The sequence below is a fragment of the Novosphingobium sp. ST904 genome, assembly GCF_001298105.1.
GTDB lineage: Bacteria > Pseudomonadota > Alphaproteobacteria > Sphingomonadales > Sphingomonadaceae > Novosphingobium.
In genome coordinates this window covers 13,198-34,781 of the sequence record NZ_LGJH01000140.1, presented here as the reverse complement: position 1 = coordinate 34,781, position 21,584 = coordinate 13,198, and the positions used below count along the sequence as shown (strand labels likewise).

The 21,584-nt window shown below is 67.6% G+C and carries 22 protein-coding genes and 6 pseudogenes; 25 read left to right on the top strand and 3 right to left on the bottom strand.

Going from position 1 to position 21,584, the window contains the following annotated elements; translation table 11 throughout:
• Positions 1–24 precede the first annotated feature (24 nt).
• On the top strand, positions 25–909 hold the full coding sequence (locus ADT71_RS11495) for a LysR substrate-binding domain-containing protein (protein WP_054436945.1): 885 nt from the start codon (positions 25–27) through the stop codon (positions 907–909).
• Positions 910–982: 73 nt separating this feature from the next.
• Positions 983–1,732: a DUF2059 domain-containing protein gene (locus tag ADT71_RS11490; RefSeq protein ID WP_231635822.1), complete on the top strand. Its 750-nt coding sequence runs from the start codon at positions 983–985 to the stop codon at positions 1,730–1,732.
• A 71-nt stretch (positions 1,733–1,803) separates the two neighbouring features.
• Here ADT71_RS11490 and ADT71_RS11485 read toward each other — a convergent pair whose 3' ends face one another.
• Entirely contained in the window at positions 1,804–2,274 is a 471-nt protein-coding gene (locus tag ADT71_RS11485) for a peptidylprolyl isomerase (RefSeq protein ID WP_054436943.1), read from the bottom strand.
• 165 nt (positions 2,275–2,439) lie between these two features.
• On the opposite strand from ADT71_RS11485, the pseudogene mgtE reads away from it, so the two are divergent.
• Both mgtE and ADT71_RS11475 read left to right on the top strand, forming a co-directional pair.
• Positions 2,440–3,877: pseudogene (gene mgtE, locus ADT71_RS11480) on the top strand (magnesium transporter).
• A 24-nt stretch (positions 3,878–3,901) separates the two neighbouring features.
• A complete protein-coding gene (locus ADT71_RS11475) occupies positions 3,902–4,303 on the top strand; it encodes a DUF1489 family protein (RefSeq protein ID WP_054436941.1) in 402 nt (133 codons plus the stop codon).
• Between the two features lie 53 nt (positions 4,304–4,356).
• On the opposite strand, the gene ADT71_RS11470 is transcribed toward ADT71_RS11475, so the two are convergent.
• Both ADT71_RS11470 and ADT71_RS11465 read right to left on the bottom strand, forming a co-directional pair.
• Positions 4,357–5,058 (bottom strand): DUF2490 domain-containing protein, encoded by a 702-nt coding sequence (locus ADT71_RS11470; protein ID WP_054436938.1) that lies wholly within the window; start codon positions 5,056–5,058, stop codon positions 4,357–4,359.
• Between the two features lie 222 nt (positions 5,059–5,280).
• Positions 5,281–6,103 (bottom strand): annotated as a pseudogene (locus ADT71_RS11465) (flagellin).
• Between the two features lie 256 nt (positions 6,104–6,359).
• Between ADT71_RS11465 and ADT71_RS30285 the strand changes: the two are divergent.
• The 21 genes and pseudogenes from ADT71_RS30285 (at position 6,360) to ADT71_RS11365 (ending at position 21,370) form a co-directional block, all read left to right on the top strand.
• A pseudogene (locus ADT71_RS30285) lies at positions 6,360–7,669 on the top strand (sigma-54 interaction domain-containing protein).
• Positions 7,666–8,049: a flagellar hook-basal body complex protein FliE gene (fliE, locus tag ADT71_RS11450; RefSeq protein ID WP_054436933.1), complete on the top strand. Its 384-nt coding sequence runs from the start codon at positions 7,666–7,668 to the stop codon at positions 8,047–8,049. Before ADT71_RS30285 ends, fliE begins: the two are co-directional and overlap by 4 nt.
• Positions 8,050–8,055: 6 nt before the next feature.
• A pseudogene (locus ADT71_RS35670) lies at positions 8,056–8,724 on the top strand (flagellar M-ring protein FliF); the annotation flags it as partial.
• 79 nt (positions 8,725–8,803) lie between these two features.
• Positions 8,804–8,938, top strand: a pseudogene (locus ADT71_RS35665) (flagellar M-ring protein FliF C-terminal domain-containing protein); the annotation flags it as partial.
• 150 nt (positions 8,939–9,088) lie between these two features.
• Complete coding sequence (locus ADT71_RS35660) at positions 9,089–9,484, top strand: hypothetical protein (protein ID WP_347812949.1); 396 nt, start codon at positions 9,089–9,091, stop codon at positions 9,482–9,484.
• Positions 9,484–10,512, top strand: coding sequence for a flagellar motor switch protein FliG (gene fliG, locus ADT71_RS11440; RefSeq protein WP_054436931.1), 1,029 nt, complete (start codon positions 9,484–9,486; stop codon positions 10,510–10,512). Before ADT71_RS35660 ends, fliG begins: the two co-directional genes overlap by 1 nt.
• Positions 10,505–11,179, top strand: coding sequence for a FliH/SctL family protein (locus ADT71_RS33555; protein WP_054436928.1), 675 nt, complete (start codon positions 10,505–10,507; stop codon positions 11,177–11,179). Before fliG ends, ADT71_RS33555 begins: the two co-directional genes overlap by 8 nt.
• Positions 11,173–12,498, top strand: a complete 1,326-nt coding sequence (locus ADT71_RS11430; protein ID WP_054436926.1) for a FliI/YscN family ATPase — start codon at positions 11,173–11,175, stop codon at positions 12,496–12,498. Before ADT71_RS33555 ends, ADT71_RS11430 begins: the two co-directional genes overlap by 7 nt.
• Before the next feature lie 25 nt (positions 12,499–12,523).
• On the top strand, positions 12,524–12,928 hold the full coding sequence (locus ADT71_RS11425; protein WP_231635821.1) for a hypothetical protein: 405 nt from the start codon (positions 12,524–12,526) through the stop codon (positions 12,926–12,928).
• Between the two features lie 472 nt (positions 12,929–13,400).
• Positions 13,401–14,426 (top strand): hypothetical protein, encoded by a 1,026-nt coding sequence (locus tag ADT71_RS11415; protein WP_156336566.1) that lies wholly within the window; start codon positions 13,401–13,403, stop codon positions 14,424–14,426.
• Positions 14,423–15,010: a flagellar basal body-associated protein FliL gene (fliL, locus tag ADT71_RS11410; protein ID WP_054436919.1), complete on the top strand. Its 588-nt coding sequence runs from the start codon at positions 14,423–14,425 to the stop codon at positions 15,008–15,010. Before ADT71_RS11415 ends, fliL begins: the two co-directional genes overlap by 4 nt.
• Positions 15,011–15,074: 64 nt before the next feature.
• Positions 15,075–15,914 (top strand): FliM/FliN family flagellar motor switch protein, encoded by an 840-nt coding sequence (locus tag ADT71_RS11405; RefSeq protein ID WP_231635820.1) that lies wholly within the window; start codon positions 15,075–15,077, stop codon positions 15,912–15,914.
• A gap of 20 nt (positions 15,915–15,934) precedes the next feature.
• The gene (fliN, locus tag ADT71_RS11400; RefSeq protein ID WP_054436914.1) at positions 15,935–16,258 is read left to right on the top strand and encodes a flagellar motor switch protein FliN; all 324 of its coding nucleotides are present in this window, start codon (positions 15,935–15,937) and stop codon (positions 16,256–16,258) included.
• Complete coding sequence (locus ADT71_RS11395) at positions 16,258–16,554, top strand: flagellar biosynthetic protein FliO (protein ID WP_054436912.1); 297 nt, start codon at positions 16,258–16,260, stop codon at positions 16,552–16,554. The genes fliN and ADT71_RS11395 overlap by 1 nt, the downstream gene beginning before the upstream one ends.
• Positions 16,551–17,324: a flagellar type III secretion system pore protein FliP gene (gene fliP, locus ADT71_RS11390; RefSeq protein ID WP_054436909.1), complete on the top strand. Its 774-nt coding sequence runs from the start codon at positions 16,551–16,553 to the stop codon at positions 17,322–17,324. Before ADT71_RS11395 ends, fliP begins: the two co-directional genes overlap by 4 nt.
• A 9-nt stretch (positions 17,325–17,333) precedes the next feature.
• The gene (locus tag ADT71_RS11385) at positions 17,334–17,624 is read left to right on the top strand and encodes a flagellar biosynthetic protein FliQ (protein WP_054436907.1); all 291 of its coding nucleotides are present in this window, start codon (positions 17,334–17,336) and stop codon (positions 17,622–17,624) included.
• A complete protein-coding gene (locus ADT71_RS35655; protein ID WP_369818234.1) occupies positions 17,621–17,758 on the top strand; it encodes a hypothetical protein in 138 nt (45 codons plus the stop codon). The genes ADT71_RS11385 and ADT71_RS35655 overlap by 4 nt, the downstream gene beginning before the upstream one ends.
• Positions 17,755–18,402 (top strand): flagellar biosynthetic protein FliR, encoded by a 648-nt coding sequence (locus tag ADT71_RS11380; RefSeq protein ID WP_369818233.1) that lies wholly within the window; start codon positions 17,755–17,757, stop codon positions 18,400–18,402. Before ADT71_RS35655 ends, ADT71_RS11380 begins: the two co-directional genes overlap by 4 nt.
• Positions 18,399–19,537 (top strand): annotated as a pseudogene (locus ADT71_RS11375) (flagellar biosynthesis protein FlhB). Before ADT71_RS11380 ends, ADT71_RS11375 begins: the two are co-directional and overlap by 4 nt.
• 44 nt (positions 19,538–19,581) lie before the next feature.
• A complete protein-coding gene (fliD, locus tag ADT71_RS11370) occupies positions 19,582–20,994 on the top strand; it encodes a flagellar filament capping protein FliD (RefSeq protein WP_054436905.1) in 1,413 nt (470 codons plus the stop codon).
• 1 nt (position 20,995) lies between these two features.
• Positions 20,996–21,370 carry a flagellar protein FliS gene (locus ADT71_RS11365; RefSeq protein ID WP_054436903.1) on the top strand — a complete coding sequence of 125 codons (375 nt, stop codon included), beginning with the start codon at positions 20,996–20,998 and terminating at the stop codon, positions 21,368–21,370.
• Positions 21,371–21,584 lie beyond the last annotated feature (214 nt).

Below are 21,584 nucleotides of genomic sequence, written 5' to 3'. Positions count from 1 at the left end.
GACCCCGAGTGAAAAGACAAGCCATTGCCTGTACGTCGTCTCCCACCTCTGCGCGCGCTTGAAGCCTTCGTCCGCGTCGTCCGCCTCGGTTCGGCCAAGGCGGCGGCCAACGAACTGGCACTCTCGCCTTCCGCCCTCTCGCGCCGCGTCGCCGCGCTGGAGGACTTCACCGGCAAGCGCCTGTTCACGCGCCAGCACCAGTCGATGAAGCTGACCGACGAAGGCATGGCCTTCTACAACGTGGTCGGCCCCAAGCTGGAAGAACTGGCCGAAGCGGTGGAATCGCAGATCGACCGTGGCCAGGTGCTGCGCCTTCATCTCGGCGTGCCTTCGCTGTTTGGCGGCCAACGCCTGTTCCCGCGCCTGCCGGAACTGCGCAAGCTGCACCCGCGCCTGCACATCGACATCGACACCGGCGCCCATCTGGAAGACCGCGTAGGCGACACGCTGGACGCCGCGATCATCCTCTCGCCCGAGCCGGACCCGGCCTATTACCGCATCCAGCTTGACCACAACAAGGTCTACGCCATCACCTCCAAGGAGATGGCGCAGGAGATCGGCAACGTCCCGGACGAGGCGATCCTGTCCAAGCAGACGTTCCTGATCCATCAGGATCTCCCGCAGAGCCTCGACGCGTGGAAGAACGCGATCGGCCTGTCCAAGCTGGAACCGGCATCGGTGGACCGTTTCGACTCCGGCCAGCTCGTGCTCGAAGCGGCGGCGCAAGGCCTCGGCATCGCCATCATGCACGACGACCACTTCCGCCGCAGCCACGACAATCGCCTGGCGCGGCTGTTCGATATCGATGTGGAAAGCCCCTACCGCTACTGGTTCGTCTGCAAGCCCAAGGCCCTGGAATCGCGCCCAGTGCGCATCTTCCACGAATGGCTGCTGCAAGCGGGCCTCTGACGCCCGAATACCATTCCCCCGGATCGCCGCGCGGTCTATGTTGCAAGCGACTTTATCGCGACATCCGGGGGCCTTGCATGAAATCCGCTTTCCTTACCGCTGCCACGGCGGCCGTCATTGCATCGACGCGCCGGCATGGGCCGCGGAGCCTGCCGCACCGGCGGCTGCCACCCCCGTCACCGACCCCGCGCGCATCGCCGCCGCCCGCCAGACGGTGGACTACGTGTTTCCAGCCGGGACTTACGCCCGCCTGATGAACGGCACGCTCGACAAGATGATGGACTCCATCATGGATTCCACCATGAAAATGCCGCTCCGGCAGCTGGCGGGGCTGAGCGGCGTCGATCCCGGGAAGCTTGGTCCCGCCTCCCTCGCCGAGATCATGGAAATCTACGATCCGGCCTTCAAACAGCGCATGCAGATCTCCACGCGCACCATGATGAGCGAGATGATCCCGCTGATGACCCAGGTCGAACCGGACGTTCGCGCCGGGCTGACGCAGGCTTATGCCGGGAAGTACACCGCCGCCCAGCTCGACGAACTCAACACCTTCTTCGCGACGCCGACCGGCAAGGCTTATGCCGCCGATTCCTATCTCATCATGATGTCGCCCGAAGTCATGGAGAAGATGCAGGCCTTCGCTCCCAAGCTGATGGAACAGATGCCGTCCATCGTCGAAAAAGTGAAGGCCGCCAGCGCCGGACTGCCGGCACCGCGCAGCTACGCGGAGCTTTCGAAGAGCGAGAAGGCCCGCCTCGCCAAACTGCTCGGCATATCGGAAACGGAGCTCGAGAAGAGCGAAAAGGCAAAGGCCGCGCAGTAACGAAGGGGTAACGAAAAAGGGCGGCGCCAGCGGCACCGCCCTTTTCACTGTCGGCAAGAGCCCGGAAAGGATCAGCCTTCCGAAACGGTCGCCTTGACGATCTTGCCCGGCTCACGCGGCGGCTCGCCCTTGGGCAGCGCGTCGACGAGTCCCATGCCTTCGACCACCTGGCCCCACACGGTGTACTGCTTGTCGAGGAAGCGTGCATCGTCGAAGCAGATGAAGAACTGGCTGTTGGCCGAGTGCGGATAGCTGGTGCGGGCCATCGAGCAGACGCCGCGCACGTGCGGTTCGGCGTTGAATTCCGCCTGCAGGTCGGGCTTTTCCGAACCGCCCATGCCGGTGCCGTTGGGGCAGCCGCCCTGCGCCATGAAGCCCGGGATCACGCGGTGGAACTTGATACCGTCGTAGAAACCTTCGCCGGTCAGTTCCTTGATGCGCTCGACGTGGCCGGGGGCGAGGTCGGGGCGCAGCTTGATCTTGACGTCGCCGCCTTCGCCGTTGCCGGTGTCGAGAGTGAGCGTCAGGTATTCGTCAGCCATTGCCTATCTCCTTCTGCCGGCGCGAGCTGCGCGCCGGTCGGGCATTGGCGCCCGATATAGGGAATGGCGCGGCAATGTCACGTCAGGACATGGTAGTTTGGCCTCGGCCCGGCAAATCGAATGCGCGCTGTTGCAATTGCGAAAATGGCGCGTAGACCGGCCAGCATGACGGAAACGGACCTCGAAGAAGAGCTGAAGGATCGCGCCCATGAAGCGCAGGACGCTCCTCCCGAAGCGCCGTCCGAAAGCCTCGACGACGACAACCGCCTGAAGGCCGAATTCGTCCGCAGCGTGAAGGACGCGCTGGACGACGAGGATTTCGAGCGCGTCTACGATCTCGTCGAACCGCTCCACCCCGCCGACATCGCCGACTTGTTCGAGCTGGTCGACGAGAACGAGCGTCTCGGTCTGCCCGGGCCATCCGCGACCTGATGGGCGTGGAGGTCATCGCGGAGCTGAACGACTGGGTGCGCGAGGCGCTGATGGAGGCGCTGCCCGCCGAAGTCGTCGCCGAGATCGCCGAACAGCTCGACACCGACGACGCGGTCGCCATGCTGGAGGATCTCGACGAGGAGGACCAGCAGGCCGTCCTGGCCGAGATGGAGCCGGAAGACCGCGCCGCCATCGAAAACGCGCTGTCCTATCCGGAAGAATCCGCCGGCCGCCTGATGAGCCGCGATTTCGTGGCCGTCCACGAATCGATGACCTCGGCGACCTCATCGATTTCCTGCGCGAACACCGCGAGCTGCCGACGGAGTTCTGGGAAGTGTTCATCGTCGATCCGATGCACCGCCCGATCGGTACTTGCGCGCTCTCCTGGATACTTCGCACCCCCCGCAACATCCCGCTCTACGACGTGATGGCGCGCGACCAGACCCTGATCCCGGCCGACATGGATCAGGAGGAAGTCGCGCTGCGCTTCCAGAAATATGCGCTGATCTCCGCCGCCGTGGTCGACGAGGCCGGGCGGCTGATCGGCCAGGTCACGGTCGACGACATCGTCCACATCATTCAGGAAGAAGCGGGCGAGGATACCCTGCTGCTGTCCGGCGCGGGCGACGGCGACATCAACGAGCCGATCCGCGATGCCTATTCGGCGCGCGTGCGCTGGCTGATCGCCAACCTGCTCACCGCCACTCTCGCCTCGTCGGTCATCGCGATGTTCGAAGGGACGATCTCGAAGATGGTCGCGCTGGCCACGCTCATGCCGATCGTGGCGGGCCTCGGCGGCAATGCCGGTACGCAGACGCTGGCCGTCACCGTCCGCGCGCTGGCCACCAACCAGCTTACCGCGTCCAACGCCTGGCGCGCGGTGCGGCGCGAGATGTCCATCGCGCTGCTGAATGGCTGCACGATCGCGGTGGTCATCGGCATCGTCGTCAGCCTGATCTTCGGCAATGTCACGCTGGGCCTGGTCATTGCGCTGGCGATGATGACCAATATCCTGATCGCCGGCATGGCGGGCGTGTTCGTGCCGCTGACATTGGAACGGCTCAAGGCGGACCCGGCCATCGCCTCGTCCATCTTCGTGACGATGACAACGGACTCGATGGGCTTCCTCGTCTTCCTCGGGCTGGCGACGGTTTCCGGTCTGGTGGGTTAAACCTCCAGTACCTATCTAGCGCCCATGCCGCTGCACATGACCAAGATCGCCTTTTCCGCCGAGAGCCCGGCGGACCTGCGCGCCTGGCTGGAGAGCCACGAAGCGATCGGTGAAGCCCGCCTGACCACCCGCTACCTGCCCAAGCGGCAGGAAGAGATGGTCGGCGGCTCGCTCTACTGGATCTACGAACATGCGCTGATCGGACGCTCGCCCATCCTCGGGTTCGAGCAACGCGAGGACGGGCGCTGGCACATCCGCCTCGCCCCCACCCTGATCCCGGTCGTCACCCAGCCCAAGCGCGCCCATCAGGGATGGCGCTATCTTGCCGAGGAACAGGCCCCGCGCGACCTTGGCGAGGGCGAGAGCGCCGGCGATGCCATGCCCCCTGCGCTCGCCCGCGAACTGGCCAAGCTGGGACTGGTCTGACAGGGACGGGTGCAAAAGGCCTGTCCCGCGCCAAAGCGGGGCATTCCTGATGTTCAGTGACGGAAGAACAGGGTCACCGAGGCGACGTGGTTCACTCGCGTCCGGCCCCGGCTCTGGTCTATCACCTGGTTGAGATAGCCCAGTTCCACGGTAGTCGCATCCTTCACGCCCAGTTCCACGCCGACGAAGGAGCGGAGCTGGTCGAAGCCGCCGCGCGCGCCCCAGTCCGTGTCGTTGAGCGCAAGGAAGCCTTCCGCATAGACCAGCGCGTTCACGGCATTGCTTCCGGGCTGCAGCGGCTTTTCGTAACGCAGCATCTCGCGCAGGCGCCAGCCGGTATCGCCGCCGTCCGAACGCCAGCGCTGCTCCAGCCGCGTACGCGAGGTGAGTTCGCCGCCCAGCGGCCTGCCCATGAACCAGTTGAGCTGCTGGAAGCTGCGCTCCTCGTTCACGTCCCTGCCGCCGTCCACCGGCACCACGACATGGGCATAGCCCTGATAGAGCGTGACGGAAGGAGAAAGCTTCAGGCCCACCGCCCCGCGCAGCAGGAGCTGGTCCAGCCGCGAGGCTCCATCACCCATGCGCGGCTGAAGCTCGGCGAAGTAGACGACATCGCCCGAGATCGGCCCCATCGCCGTAAGATTTACCCAGACCTGCTCGTCCTCCCGCGTTTCGGCAGCGGCGGCTACCGGCAGGAACGAGGCGAAGGCCATGGCGAAACGGCTGGCGAGGCGGATGGGGGAAGCGCGGCGCATGAAATGTCCAGATCGAGGAAGCGGGTCATGCTCCTCTATGAACCGTCCGTTGCCCGGTCGTGTCCTGCCTGTATTCGCTCGTGGCCGCGCGTTCTTCGGCCAGCCCCCCGATGCCGGCATACGAACGGCATGCCGACACGCGAACGGGCCCGGCGCTCTGGGGACTGGCGCCGGGCCGCGCGGCCGGTCACGCAGGACCGGCCGCCAGTCGATGAGCTTCGCTTAGCGGAGCAGCGACAGCACGTTCTGCTGGCTCTGGTTGGCCTGCGCGATCATCGCAGTGGACGCCTGGCTCAGGATCTGGGCCTTGGCCATCTGCGTGGTCTCGCTCGAATAGTCGGCATCCTCGATCCGCGAGCGCGCGTCCGACAGGTTGGTCACGTTGTTGGTGAGGTTGTTCACCGCCGATTCCAGTCGGTTCTGGCCGGCGCCGAGCGAGGCGCGGGTCTTGTTCACATCCGCCAGCGCGAGATGACGCTGTCGATGGTGTCCGAAGCGGCCGAGGCCGAGGAGACGTCGAGCGCGGAAGCGTCGATATTGGTGCCGTCGATCGCCGAGGAGGTCAGCGTGATCGTCTCGCCCGAATTTGCGCCGGTCTGGATGTCGAAGGTCACGTCGCTGCCCGAAGTGGTCGAGAACAGCGTGTTGCCGTTGAAGGTCGTGTCCGAGAGGATATCGTCGATCTGGCTGGTCAGCGCCGTCACTTCCGACTGCATCGCCGTGCGATCCGAATCCTGGTACGTGCCCGAGGCCGACTGGATCGCCAGTTCGCGAACGCGCTGGAGCATGTTGGAAACTTCGGAAAGCGCACCTTCCGCCGTCTGGGCGAGCGAGATGCCGTCATTGGCATTGCGGATGCCCTGGCTCATGCCGCGGACCTGCGCGGTCATCGAAGTGGAGATGGCAAGGCGGCGGCATCGTCCTTGGCGGAATTGATGCGCTTGCCGGTCGACAGGCGCTCCATGGCGGTGCCGAGCATCTTGTTGGCGGAATTCGACGCATTGGCAGCGCGAATCGCGCTGATGTTGGTGTTGATAACGGACATGTATTGGCTCCCGTTGAGTGTCTCGAGGTGGAAACAGCGTCTGCCGGCCCATCCGGTGCGGCTGTCGGGGCTAAGACCGGCAACGGGACGGCGAATTTAAGCCCGCCTGCGGCACGCTTCATCCCCGAAACCCCCGGACTTCCGCGAAAATTCACTTTCACTAAGGGTCGCTACGGGGCCTTAAATTTCCCAAAGATTCGCCGTTAGGCACGCATATCGAACCCCGGAACTTGTTAATTCCACGGGGACGCGAGACATGGTCGAACCGGTTTTCGACACGGAATTTAATCGCCGGCACGGTCCGCTCGCTCACCGGGCAGTGGCTATTGCCGGATCTTTGCTCGACTGTTCGGCGATCGAACTTCGGGACGGTGCGGACGCATCCATCGGCACGATTTCGGCCATGCCGACTTCGCGCAAGGTGCGGCTGTCGCGCGGCGCCGTGCCGGCGCTCTCACGCGAAGGCGGATCCGAAATCGCGCTGACTTACGCCGACCCCGTGAGCGAGGCGTCGCTCGCCATGCTGCTCGCCGCCATGGCTGCGCCTGACGAACCGATCGCCGCCGATCCCGAGAGCATCTCGGTTTTCGCCCTGGCTGACCGTCTGGCGAACAGCGACATTCCCGTGCTCGTCAACGGGCCGACCGGCACCGGCAAGGAAGTGCTCAGCCGCTTCATCCACAACCGCAGCCCGCGCCGCAGCGGCCCGTTCATCGCGGTGAACTGCGCCGCCATGCCCGAAACCATGCTGGAGGCCATGCTGTTCGGCCACCAGAAGGGCGCCTTCACCGGCGCCACCCAGTCGAGCGAGGGCTTCATGCGCGCCGCGGACGGCGGCACCCTGCTGCTGGACGAGATCGCCGAACTGCCGCTTTCCCTCCAGGCCAAGCTGCTGCGCGCCTTGCAGGAACAGGAAGTGGTGCCGATCGGCTCGACACGCCCGATCAAGGTGGACATTCGCGTGATCGCCTGCGCCAACCGCGACCTGCCGACCGAAGTGGCCGAAGGCCGCTTTCGCGCGGACCTCTATTACCGCCTCAACGTCTTCCCGCTCACCCTGCGCCCCTTGCGCGAGCGGGCGGACGATATCGCCCCGCTCGCCTTCGGCATGACCCTGCGCCATGCGCCAGATCCGGCACGCGTGCCCTGCCTGAACGATGCCGCGCTGGCCCTGCTGCGGCTTCACCCCTGGCCGGGCAACGTGCGCGAACTGGAGAACGTCATGCGCCGCGCCCTGTTGCTGGCACATGGCAAGGGCACGATCACGCCCGCGCACATCGTGTTCGACAGCCCGGCGCGCCTGCTTCCCTTCGCGGCAGGCGGCGGAACCGGCCTTGGCGCAATGCCGGGCGACGGCCCCGAAAGCGACGGCGGCCGCAAACTGTCGAGCATCGTCCAGAACTCCGAGGCCCGCGCCATCGCCGAAACCCTTGAAGCCTGCGGCGGCAACCGCGTGCGCGCGCGCGCGAGCTGGGCATTTCCGAGCGGACCCTGCGCTATCGCCTCGCTTCCCTGCGCGAAGCCGGCATCGAGATCGGCCGCAGCGCGGTGGGAGGCATCCGGTGAGCGCCATCCCCGCCCTTTCCGCCAACGCGGGCGGTATCCAGCAGATCATGGCCATGCGCCAGCAGATCATCCAGCGCAGCGACCTGCTCCAGCAGATTCACGCCGCTCAGGGCGCGGCGCCCACCGCGGTCGGCTCTGCCGGGACGACGGCGGCTCCGGCGCAGGGGTTCGCCGATACGCTGAAGTCCGCGCTCGACGGTGTGAACGCGGTCCAGTCCCGCGCCGACGGCGTGACCGAAGCCTACCAGAAGGGCGAAGTCACCGATGTCGCCAAGGTCATGCTCGCGCGGCAGGAGGCTGGCGTCGCCTTCGAAGCGACCATGCAGGTGCGCAACAAGCTGCTGTCCGCCTACCAGGACATCATGCGGATGGGAGTCTGATCCAGCATGGCCGACCTCGTACCCGCGGCCGCCGATGGCGGCGCCCGGCTTCCCGCCACCACCTCCATGTTCGCGCCATTCACCGATCGTTCCGGCGGCTCGGTGCTGACACGCCTCGGCACATTCACCGCGCAACCGGCGGTGAAGAAGATGCTGCCTGCCTTCATCGGGCTTGCCGCCGTGGGCGGGGCGCTGCTGGCGTGGACCATGCTGGCCCCGTCATCGCAGCGCGTGCTCTACGCTCAGCTCGGCGATGCCGACCGCGCCGGTGTCGCCGCGGCGCTGGACCAGGCGGGGATCGACTACCGGATAGACAACCGGACCGGCGCTCTCACCGTGGGCGAAGGCGATTTCTACAAGGCGCGGATGCTCGTGGCCTCCGACGGCGCACTGGCTACGCCCGAGAGCGGCGACCAGATGCTCGACAAGCTGCCGATGGGCGCCAGCCGCACGCTGGAAGGCGAGCGCCTGCGTTCCGCCCGCGAGCATGACCTGCAACTGACCATCGGCGAGATCGACGGCGTGGAATCCGTGCGCGTCCACGTTGCCGAGGGCGAGAAGTCCGTGTTCGTGCGTGACAACGTGCCGCCCACCGCCTCGGTGATGGTGCGGCTGAAGGCCGGGCGCCAGCTTTCCGAGAGCCAGGTCTCCGCCATCGTCAACCTCGTCGCCGGCTCGGTGCCGGGCCTTTCCCCCGATGCGGTGAAAGTGGTGGACCAGCAACGGCGAATCCTCCTCCAGCCGCACTTACGAACTGGGCCGCCAGGTCTCGGTCGCCAATACCCGGCCTGGCGGAGTCCGGCGGATTTCCGTGGCGGTGGCCATCAAGGCGGACGCCATGAAAGGCGCGCGCGCGCAGGAGGCGCAGGACATCCAGTCGCTGGTGAGCGCGGCCGTGGGCGCCGATCCGCAGCGCGGCGATCAGGTCAAGGTCGTCGTGCGGCGGTTCGAGCCGGAAAGCGGCGAGACCCTGCCCTTCTACGAGGCCCCGTGGTTCGCCATGGTCGTGCGCAACGGCGCCGCATTGCTGGCGGTGCTGATGGTCCTGCTGCTTGGCGTTCGTCCGCTGATCGCGGCGATGCGCGGTGAAAAGGCCCCGCCGAAGGGGCGGAAGCGGCGCAAGTCCGGCGCCGCCGCCGACGAGGAAGACCGGGACGATGCCGTCCAGCTCGCCCTCGAACGTGCGCTGGAGCGTCCGCTGGACGCCGTGCCGCTCGCCGGGGCCCTGCCGCACCGCCCGGAAATCCCCGGCGCCGACGGGCTCGACATCGACTTGCGCCGGGCCGACCTGCTTTCCCGCCAGGTCAACCTCGCCCAGCGCCTCGTTTCCGAAAAGCCCGACAGCGCGGTGGCCGCGCTGCGCCAGATGATCAACGAGCCTGCCCCTGACGGCGAGCCGGGATCGGCAGCACCCGGGCGGGCGAAAGCGGCCTGATGAGCGAACCTCCCACCCCGCCCCCCGCCACGTCAGACCTGCCCGCCGCCGACAATGCCGCGATCATGATGATGCTGCTCGACGAGGACCAGACAAGCCGCATCCTCTCCGAACTCGAACCGGAAGAATTGCGCCGTCTTGGCGAGAAGATGTGCGCGCTCGGCGAGATCGGGCCGGACGTGATCGCGGAGGCCATCGCCGGATTCGTCTCCCGGACCGAGGCGCTCGGCCTCGTCGCGCATGACCGGGTGGGGCAAGTGCGCGGCATGTTCGCCAGAGCGGTGGGCGAGGTGAAGGCGGACAACATGATGCGCCGCATCCTGCCCGGCGCCGCGCCGCATTCGACCCTCGAACTCGCACGCTGGCTCACGCCTGAATCGCTGGTTCCGCTGGTGCGCGGCGAACATCCGCAGGCCATCGCCGTGCTGCTGGTGCAGCTCGATCCCGAAGTGGCCGCCGCCGTCCTTCATGCCCTGCCCGCCGAATCCCAGCCCGAGATCGTCCACCGCATCGCCACGCTCGGCCCGGTTTCGCCGCAGGCCATCATGATGCTGGAGGAACTGCTTGCCCGCCGCATCACCGAATGCCACGGCCAGCGCCCGCTCACCATCGGCGGCGCGCGCGAGGCCGCCGAGATCATCAACGGTGTCGGCAAGGTCGTGGAAAAGCGCGTGCTGGGCGAACTGACCCGCCGCGACAAGCTGCTGGCCCGGCGCATCGAGGACGAGATGTTCAAGTTCGAGCATCTCTTCGTGCTTGATCCCAAGTCCATGGGCACGCTGCTGCGCGACGTGCCCAACGATTCGCTGATCGATGCATTGAAAGGCGTGAGCGAGGACGAGCGCGAGCACTTCTTCCGCGCCATGTCGAGCCGCGCCGCGGACGGCGTGAAGGACGAGATCGTCGCGCGGGGGCGGACACGCCTGGCCGACGTGGTTGCCGCGCAGAAGGAGATCGTGGCCATCGCCCGCCGCCTTGCCGCGGACGGCGCGATAGCCTTCGGGTCGGGAGACGACGACTATGTCTGACCTCGCCTTCTCCCGCCGGACCGAACCGGGCCGGGCCTCCGCAAGGCTGCTCGATACGCTGGCCCGGCCGCCCCGTCATCAGGTTCCCGGAATCCAGCCCGAGGGTTTCAAGGCGGATGCCCGCTTCGGCAGCAAGGCGCAGGCCCCTTCCCCGCACGAACCGGATCCGGCCCCTGCTGCCCCGGAAAGCGAAAGCGGCGATCCCGTTGCGGAGGCCTTCAGCCATGGCTTCGCGGTGGGCCACGAACAGGCCTCGCACGAAGCCCGGCTTCGTGCCGAAACCGACGACGCCGCGCGGGAAAAGCTCTCTCTCGCATTCGCGCGTCTCGACGAGGTGCTGGAGGAGGAACTGCGCCTGCGCCTGCGAGACACGGTGTCCGCCCTGTGCGAATCCGCCATCGCGCCGCTGGCGATCGATCCCGATGCCCTCCTGCGCAGGGTGAGCGTGGCGGTTTCCATGCTGACTCGCGCCGAGGACGAGCGGCTCGTTCGGCTCCACCCCGAAGACCTCAGGCTTGTCTCCTCCCCCCTTTCGGCGGAATGGCAGGTCCAGCCCGATACCACGCTCGAACGCGGAACAGTTCGTGTCGAAACGGCGACCGGCGGCGTCGAGGACGGCCCCGCCAACTGGCGCCGCGCCATCGCCGAGGCGCTTCACCGGTGCTGAAGCTCTGGGAACCGATCCTCGCCGATCTCGCAGCGGAACCGCTGGACCTAGCACCCCGTCGCTTCGGCCTTGTCGCCGCCTGCGACGGCGGGCTTCTTGAAGTGAGCGGCCTTTCCGTGCCGGTGGGGGCGATGTGCCGCGTCTCCCACGCGCCGGGCAAGTCGCTCGCCGCCGAAGTGATCGGCTTTCGCAACGGGCGGACGATGATGATGCTGCTCGGCGACATGATCCTGCTGCGGCCCGGCGCGCGGGTCTGGGCGGAAGGGCGGCCCGGACTGCTGCCGGTGGGGGAATCCTTCCTCGGCCGCGCGGTGGATGGCGAAGGGTTGCCGATCGACGGCGGCTTTCCGATCCACAGCCGCCTGGAATGGCCGTCCGGCGGCGTGCGCACCTCGGCGCTCGACCGCAGCCCGGTGCGCCTGCCTTTCGACACCGGCGTGCGCGCGCTCAATGCGCTCACCACATTCGGCGTCGGCCAGCGTATCGGCGTGATGGCAGGCTCCGGCGTCGGGAAATCGGTGCTGATCGACATGATCGCGCGCGGCGCATCGGCCGAAGTCGTGGTGGTCGGCCTGATCGGCGAACGCGCGCGCGAGGTCTCGGATTTCGTGGAACGGCACATGCAGGCGGAGAAGAAGGACAAGACCGTCGTCGTCGCCGTGCCCGCCGACCATGCCCCCAACCTGCGCCTGCGCGGCGCGATGCTGGCAACCGCGATGGCGGAGCATTTCCGCGCGCGCGGACGGCGGGTGCTGCTCATCATGGACAGCCTCACCCGCGTCGCCCATGCCGCGCGCGAGATTGGCCTGTTGCTCGGCGAACCGGGCGCGGCACGCGGCTATCCGCCCTCGGCGCTGGCCACGATCACCAAGCTGGTGGAGCGCGCGGGCAATTCCGCCGCATCGGGCGGCTCGGTGACGGGGCTCTACACCGTGCTGGCCGATGGCGACAATCAGGACGATCCGGTGGTCGACACCGCACGCTCGATCCTCGACGGGCACATCGTGCTTTCGCGCGATCTTGCCCAGCGCGGCCAATATCCCGCCGTGGACATTGCCGCCTCGCTCAGCCGCGTGATGAACGACATCGTTCCCGCCGGGCACCAGCAGCTTGCCCGCCAGTTCCGCGCGCTCATCGCCGGATACGAGGCCAACCGCGACCTCGTACTGATGGGCGCCTATCGCGCCGGAGCCGATCCGCAGCTCGACCGCGCCATCGCCATGCACGACCGGCTGACGGACTTCCTCAGCCAACCGCAGGGCGAGATCGTCGATCTTGCCGCCAGCGCCGACGCGCTGGCCGTCTTGCTCGGTACCTGATCCGGTGCAGGAAGAGCGCAAGCGATTGCTTCGGCTGCGCAGGCTCGAAAGAATCCGCGCCATCGCCAGGCAGTCTGCCGCGATCGAGGCGGCGCATGCGGAAAGCACGCTGTCGAAACTGCGCGACCTTGCCGACCGCACCCGGCAGATGGCGAACGATTACGGCAGCCGCCGCGAAATGGCGGACGGCGCGGCCCTGCATCAGGTCGGGCGCTTCGTCAGCGGCTTGCAGGCGATCTCGCGCTCCACTGACGGCGACGCCCTGCGCGCCCGGTCTATCGCCGATGCCAAGCAACAGCTTCTTGCCGAGGCCGAACGCCGCCGCGCCGCCATCGAGGAACGCGCCGCCCTGCAGGAACGCACGATCGCCAAGGGCGGAGAGACTCCCGTTCTGGGCGGCCGGAAGGCGACTGGCACGGGTCTTGAATAGAGATGCCCATGCTCGACACGAGGACCCCGCAACGCATGATCCAGTTCTCCGCCCCGGCCCCTGCAGCCACCCCGGCATCGCCATCCACGGTGGCACCGGGAGCGGCCGGAGCCCTGGCAAAGGCTCCTGAAAACCGCCAGTTCTCCGAGGTTCTCGGGGCGACCGAAGATGCCGCCGCGCCTGCCGGGGCGGACGTGCCGGACCTCGCCCTCGCGGCCGCCGCAGACGGCAAGATCGGCAAGCGACCCGGCAAGATCCTGCCGGAAGCGATGGAGCCCGCCTCCGCCCTTCCGGATCCGGCCGAAGCACCGGCAAGCGACATGCCCGAACCGCTGGCCGCGCCGCTTCCGGACACAGGCGGAGCCGCCGCTGCCATGCTTCCCGTCATCCTCCCGATCGCAGCTTTCACGGCTGCGCGATCCCCGCGATCCCCATCACGGCGAGCAGGGCGCCCAAGGACGGTGCCGCGCCGATGGCGCCGCAGCATCCCACGGCATCGGCCGTGGTTCCGGCAGCGGCACAGCCCGCACCTGCTGCCGCGAAGGGACTGGCCGCCGCCCTATCCACGCCAGCCGCCGACGCCGCGCAGTTCCGGCTGATCGCCATCACGGCAGGCGAGGCCGGCAGCGGCGATGCTCCGCCGCCGGCGCAGCCTTTCCCGGTGAGCACCACGCTGCTCGGCCGGGTGCAGGAACAGGCCCCGAAGATCGCGAACGCTGTGCCACCCGCCGCCGCCGTGACCGAGGCGCCCACCTCGCCCTCCGCTGCGATGCCCGGTCCCGCGAACGCCATCGCTTCGGCGACCGATCCCGAACCGCCTCTTGCTTCCTCAACCCGGCAATCTGCCGAAGCGGACATGGAATCGGCGGTGGAAGTGCCGAAAACCGGGGCGACCTCGCTTTCTCGGGAGCAGTTTCCGGCACCGCTCGCAATCACCGTCACTGGCACCGGCACCGTTCCTTCCGCCGATACCGGCAGTCCGCGCAGCGCCTCCGCCGCGCCTGTCGCGGCAGGTCCGCAGGACTTCGCCGCGCTCGTCGGCAGACTGGCGCAAGCGCGTGAGGCCGCCGATCCACAGCGTGTCCGCGCCGCGCTCAGCCATGCGCAGTTCGGCGCGGTATCGCTGGAATTCCGGCACGAGGATCGTGGGCTGTCGGTGACCATGGCAAGCACCTCGGCGGGCTTCACCGGCTCGGTTCAGGCCGCGTCGCGGCAACCCTTGCAGGCGGGCAGACCGGCGACCCGCCACGCGACACCGGACAGCAGACCGCCCAGAACGCCCCGCAAAACCCGGCATTTGCAGGCGGTTCCGGCGGACAGACCCCGGACCAGCGCCAACAGGCTTCGGCCGCCGATGCCCGCGCGGGGCAGGAGCAGTCCCGCAGGCATGGCGCTCACCACGAACAGCGGCCGGGCGAAGCGCCGGAACAGCGGAGCGACGATGGCGGACGCGGCGGAATTTATGCCTGATCCGGCCGAACGGGGGGATAACGCGTGAACGAGAAGGCAGCACAGGACGCGCCGGCCGCGAAGAAGGGCAAGCTTGGGCTCATTCTCGTGGCGCTCGCCATGCTGGTGGTGGGGGGAGGCGGGGTTCTCGCGTTTGTGATGTCCGGCGTAATCGGCGGAAATCATGCGGAAAATCGCGAGGACAACCAGCCCAAGCTGATCCGCAAGGGCGAGGATGACCCCTATATGCCCAAGACCGAGGGCGAGGGAGAAGGCGCCGCCGTGCCCGAAGTGGAAGGCGATGGCGGCGATCCCTATCGCACCGCCTACTTCACGTTTTCCGACGATTTCACCTCGAATCTCAAGGATTCGGATGCGCTCGTGCAGCTCAGCCTGGCCTGCTCGACCCGGCGTGACGGGCGCGTGCTGATGTGGCTCAAGAAGCATGAACTGGCGATCCGATCCGCCCTGCTGGAGATCCTCGCCGATACGCCCGAGGATGACGTCTACACCCTCCCCGGCAAGGACCGGCTGGAGAAACGGATGACGGCCGCCATAAATAACGTATTGATTCAAAAGGAAGGTTTCGGCGGCATCGACGGCGTCTACTTCCGCACCTTCATCATCCAGTGAGGGCGCGGTGACAGGGGGCAGAACGACACCTAAACGCACCACAGCGCGGCACAGCGGCGAGCTGGTGGCATCCGGCCCGGCGCTGGCCGAACTGGTGCCCGCGCTGGTCCTGATCGGCGAGCGTCTCACCCGCGCACTGGCCATCGGCCTGGCCAGGCTGTCAGGCACCGATGCGCCGATCGTGCGCGCGGGGATGCCGATGGACGCCACGCTTTCCTCCCTCCAGGGCGAGATCGAGGGGCTGGCCGCGCATACGCTGATGGTGCTCGGCCCCGCCGCGCTTCCGCTGCTGGCGACGTTCGAGGCCGCCCCGGTGTTCCGCCTCGTCGACCGGGCTTTCGGCGGCCCCGGCGAAGTGCCCGCGCCGCTGCCAGACAGTTTTCCGCTGTCCGCCGAACTGCTGCTCGCCCATATCGAAAGCTGCGTGGCCGAGGCGCTGACTTTTGCCTTCGGGGCGCGGGACGATCACCGCGTGCGCCCGCTGCGCCGCGACACCAGCCTGCGCCAGCTCGATCCCTTCGCGTCCGGCGCCGACCTGCTCACCCTTTCGCTCGATATCGAGGAGCCGGAAATGCCGCCCTGGTCGCTGCTGCTCGCCATTCCCGTGGCGACGCTGGCGGAAGCGGTGGCAGCGCCGCGCAGGGAGGCGAAAGGCGGGCCGCGCCGCTTCGCCGCGCCCGAGCCGACCGACGAACCCTTCGCCTCGATGCCGCTGGAAGTGACCGCGGTGCTGGTCGACATGCGCCTCTCCATGGCCCGTCTTTCCGCGCTGCGCACCGGCGACGTGCTGCCGGTGGCGGTGGCGCGCAGCGTCCCCCTGCAAGTCGGCGGCCGCACCCTTGCCAGCGGCACCATCGGCGAACTCGACGACCGCGTCGCGGTCCAGATCACGCACGCGTTCTGACAGAAGGACATCCCAGCCCGATGAACATCCATCCCCGCGGCCTCGACTTCCTGCGCGATGTCGACGTGCGCCTGACCGTGGAACTGGGCCGCACCCAGATGAAGCTGAAGGACGTGCTCGCGCTCGGCCCGGAAAGCGTCGTCGTGCTTGACCGGCTGACCGACGAACTGCTCGACGTGCTGGTCAACGGCAAGCCCATCGCGCGCGGCGAGGTGGTTTCGCACAACGGCCGCTTCGGTCTCAGGATCGTCGAGATCGTCGGGCAGGAAGCGGAAGCGGGGGGCGGGGCGGCTGACGACGCGCTTTCCCCCGCTCTGCCCGATGGCGAGGAAGGCCAGTCCTGATGCTCTGGTATGTGCTCAAGCTGATCGTGCTGCTGCCGCTGATCGGCCTGCTGGCATGGGGCTGCCTGCTGCTGGCGCGGCGGATGCAGGAACGCGCGGGGCTGAACGCGGGCACCCGTTCGCTGCGCGTGGTGGAAACCATGATGCTTTCGCCCACCCAGCGCCTTGCCGTGATCGCCTTCCACGACCGCGAGATCCTCGTCGCCGCGACCCGGCACGGCCTGACCCGCCTTGCTGAAGCGCCCGCGCGCGCGGATTTCGATGCGCTCATGGCCGCAAGGACGCCCGAGCCATGAAGCGCGCGCCCGCTTCCTGCCTCCTCTTCGCGTTCGCCCTGCCCGCCGCGCTGATACCCACGGCGAGCCGCGCGCAGGCCGCGATCCCCGGCGCGCTCGACCGGGCGCTGGACTCGCTCGGCGGCAGCGGCGCCGGCGGTCCGGGTCTCAGCATGTCGCTGCAGCTCCTGCTGGTCATGGGGCTGCTGACGATCCTGCCCAGCCTGATCCTGATGATGACCAGCTTCACGCGCATCCTGGTGGTGCTGGCGATCCTGCGGCAGGCGCTCGGGCTCCAGCAGTCTCCGCCCAACCAGGTGCTGATCGGGCTGGCGCTGTTCCTCTCGCTTTTCGTGATGGCGCCCACGCTCGAACGGGTGAACGCCAATGCGGTGGCGCCCTATGCGGCGGGCCGCATCAATGCCGAGCAGGGAATCTCGGCCGGCGGGCGCGAATTCCACGCCTTCATGATCCGCCAGACCCGCGAACGCGACCTTACGATGTTCGCGGACATGGCCAATGCCCCTCCGTTCACGAACACCGTGGACGTGCCCTTCTCGATCCTGCTGCCCGCCTTCGTGACGAGCGAGCTGAAGACCGCGTTCCAGATCGGCTTCATGCTGTTTCTTCCGTTTCTCGTGATCGACCTGGTGGTGTCCTCGGTGCTGATGAGCCTGGGCATGATGATGATGAGCCCGATGGTGGTCTCGCTGCCGTTCAAGCTGCTGCTGTTCGTCATGGTGGACGGCTGGGCCCTGCTGATGGGCTCGCTGGCGGCGAGCTTCGGCTAGGTTTCGCCCGTGGAGGACATCACCGCCCTGCTTGCGCTGGCCGACCGGATGCTCTGGGTGACCGCGCTCGTCGCCGCGCCGGTGCTGATCGCCTCGCTTGCGGTGGGCCTTGCGGTCGGCGTGGTGCAGGCGGCGACATCCGTGAACGAGCAGACGCTGACTTTCGTGCCCAAGCTGGCGATTACCGCCGTGGTGCTGGTGATCTTCGGCGGATCGATGATGACGCTGGTGGGCGAGTTCGCACAGGAAGTCTTCGCCCAGATCGCCCGCACCGGGCAGGCCGAGCAGGTGGCGCGGTGATCCAGCTCGATTTCGGCTTCGGCGCGCTGGAGGCCGAATTCTGGCGGCTCGTCTTCGTGATGACGCGGATCGCGCGGCGCTGGTCGCCGCGCCGCTGTTCGGTATCGCCGGGGTGCCGCCGCAAGTACGGGTGATCGGCGCCGGGGCCATTGCCGTTCTGGTCTGCGCCTGGACCCCGGTGATGCCGCCGCCGGTGCTGCTTTCGGTGGCGGGGATGCTTGCCGTCATGGGGGAGATCCTGGTCGGGCTTTCGCTGGGCTTCGTGCTGCAACTGTCCTTCGCCGCACCGATCCTTGCCGCTGAGCTGATCGGCGGTTCGATGGGCATGAACGTGGCCACCGCCGTCGATCCCAATTCCGGTGCGCAGTCGCCCGCGCTGGGCCAATATTTCGCCGTCGTGCTCTCGCTGGTGTTCCTTGCGCTGGGCGCCCACCTGCAATGGTTCGCGCTGATCGTGGACAGCTACCGCGCGCTGCCGCCGGGCCAGACCTGGCTGGGCGCCGCCCGCTTCGCGCTGATCGGCCGGTTCGCCGCGCACATGTTCGCCACCGCCGTGACCATCGCCCTGCCCGCCTGCCTGATCCTGCTGGTGGTGCAGATCGTGACCGGGGTTCTCGGCCGCTCGGCCCCCTCGCTCAACCTGTTCTCGCTCGGGCTTCCGGCCGGCGTGCTGGGCGGGATCGCCGCGCTGCTGGTGGGCGCGCCGGTGCTGACGGACCTCGTGGTCCGCCTTTCGGCCGATGCCATTGCGCAGACCGCGCAGCTGCTTGCACCATGAGCGAGCAGGAAGGCGAAAAGAGCTTCGCCCCTTCGGAAAAGCGCAAGCGCGAGGCGGCGAAACAGGGCGATGTCATCCGTTCCCGCGAACTGGCGACCGCCGCCTCCGTGGCGATCGGCGCGGTCTGGCTCATGGTGGCGGGGCCGTGGATACTGGACCTGCTGACAGGCGTGCTGCGTGCCGGCTTCACGTGGAACAAGGCCGCGCTGGACGACTTCACCCCCGGCCGGTTCCTGCTTGGCGCGCTTGCCGCGATGCTGCCGCCGATCCTCGTGCTGGGCGCGGCGGTGATCCTCGCCTCGCTCGGCTCGCAGCTCGGCTTCGGCGAGGGGCGCTGGCTGGGCGGCAACCTCGCGCCCAAGGGCTCGCGCATAAACCCGATGTCCGGCCTCAAGCGCATGTTCGGGCCGACCGGGCTGATCGAGATGGCCAAGGGAATCGCCAAGGTCGCCCTGCTGGGCACGATCGCCTGGACATGGGCGGACGCGTGGCTGGAAACCTTCGCGCGGCTGGGGCGCGGCAACCTGTTCGGGGAACTGGCCTATGCCTGGGACGCGCTGGTCCAGTTGCTGCTGTGGCTTTCGGCCGGCCTTTTCGTGATCGCCCTGGTGGACCTGCCGGTGCAACTCGTGCGGCGAATGCTGCGCCTGAAGATGACGCTTCAGGAAGTGCGTGATGAAGCCAAGGAAAGCGAAGGCTCGCCCGAGAAGAAAGGCGCGATCCGCGAACGCCAGCGCAAGATCGCCATGGGCGGGCTGGTGCCGGCGATGAAGGAGGCGCAGTTCATCGTCACCAACCCTTCGCATTTCGCGGTGGCGCTTGCCTACGATCCGGCGAAGGCGCCCCGCGCCCCGTCGTCATCGCCAAGGGCCGCGACGAGCGGGCGCTGGCCATGCGCGAAATGGCGCCCGAGTTTGCCGTGCCCGTGCTCAGCTACCCGGCGCTTGCCCGCTCGGTCTACTTCACCACGCGCGAGAAGCAGATGATCCGCGAGGACCACTATGTCGCCGTCGCCGCGATCCTGGCCTTCGTGCTGGCGGTGAAGCGCGGCGAGCACCGCCATGCGCCGGACGTCTCGGTGCCGGTGACGGTGCGCTTCGATGCCGAAGGGCGGCTCGATCCGAAGCAGGACTGAAAAATATTCCTTAACAAATTTCCAGGGCCGCCGTTCTCCCACCCATGGCTACGACCACTTCCACTTCGCTGACCACGTCCTCGCTGGTGACCGCGCTCGGCGGCGGCAGCGGCGTGGACATGGCGGCGCTGGCGAACAACCTCGCCGCGGCCCAGTTCGCCAATCGCAGCGACCGGCTGACGGCGCGGTCCGACAAGCTGACCACGCAGATCTCCACCGCGTCGAACATCAAGTCGATGATGCTCTCGCTCAGCACGTCGCTGGGCACGCTGGTGCGCTCGGGAGACCTTTCGCGCAGCCCCACCGTCGCCAACAGCGCCGTCGCCGCGGGCACGCTGACCGGCAGCGCGATCCCCAGGGGCACCTACTCGCTCGAAGTGACCCAGCTTGCGAGCGGGCAGCAACTGGCCGGCAAGGCTTTCGCGGCATCGACCGCGGCAGTGGGCGCCGGCACGCTGACCTTGCGCTTCGGCACCGTGGCCGGCGGCGGCTTCACCGCGGATACCGCCCATGCCGCCGTGGACGTGACGATCGCGGCCGGGGCGACGCTGGCGGACGTGGCCAAGGCGATCAATGCCGCAAATTCCGGCGTCAGCGCCTATGTCGCCCAGACCGTGGACGGCGCCCAGCTTGTGCTCAAGGGACAGGAAGGCGCGGCCAACGGCTTCGTGCTGGAGACGACCTCCGGCCTTTCCGACCTGGCCTGGAACCCCTCTTCCACCAACGGCCAGCTTCTGGCGAGCGCCAAGGATGCCGCCTTCAAGATCGACGGGCTGCAGATGACGGCGAAGTCCAACACCGTGTCCGACGCCATCCCCGGCGTGAAACTGCAATTGAAGGCCGCCAACATCGGCGCGCCCACCACGGTCAGTTTCGCCGATCCGACCACTTCCATCGCCGGCGCCATGCAGGACCTGACCGATGCGCTGAACGAGGTGATGTCGGCGCTGAACACGGCCACCGCGATCGGCGGCGACCTTGCGGCGGACAGCGGCGCGCGGGCGCTCAAGCGCGCGCTCTCGGGCTTTGCGGGGACGACGATCATGCCGAACGCCACCGGCATGGCGAAGACGCTGGCGGACCTGGGCCTCAAGACCCAGCGCGACGGCACTTTCGCGCTCGACACCGACCGCCTGAACGCCACCATCGCCGCCGATCCCGAAGGCGTGGCGGCGATGTTCACCAACGGGCTCTACGGGGTCTACGCCAGCTACGACAAGATCTACCGCGCCGCCAGCTCCGCCACCGACGGCGGTTCGCTGGGCGGCTCGATCAGCCGCTATACCAAGCAGCTCACCCAGATCGCCGAGGACAAGACCGACCTTGCCGAGCAGCAGGAAAAGCTGCGCGCCCGGCTCGCCACGCAGTTCACCGTCTCCGAAACGCGCATCGGCGTATCGAAATCGACGCTGACGATGCTGCAGAACCAGATCGCCCAGTGGAACAAGAGCAGCTGAAATGCGACGACAGCTTTCTCCGGTGGAAGCCTATCGCCGGGTAGACTTCGACGCCCGCGTCACCGGCGCCGGCCCCGCCGAACTGGTGCACTTGTGCTACGAACACCTGGTGGCCGCGCTGGGCACCGCCGTCCATGCCGACCGGGGCGGCGACAACGGGCTCAAGAGCCGCTCCCTCACCCGCGCGCTGACGGCGATCACCGCCCTGCAGCTTGGCGTATCGGGCGAGGACGGCGTGGCGGCCGCGCTCAACCAGCTTTACGAAGCGGCGCGGCGCACCGTGCTGGACAGCGCCGTGTCGTTCGATGCGCGCCGGATCGAAATGCTGCGCAGCGACTTCGCCGAAATCGGACGCGCGCTGATGGGCCACCACTGAGCGGCTATCTCACCGAAACAACGCGGTTTAACAGATCGATTCCGATCTACTGCGGCAAATGAAATAGATCTTTTGTAAACTATAGGTCGATTTCGGAGCATGTACCGCAAGCACTGAACAACGCCTGCGAATATCTCCCTAGGCACATGCCGAAAAGGGAGAATTGCCGTGGAGCGTATTTCCAATCTCATCCTGATCGACAACGACATGCGTC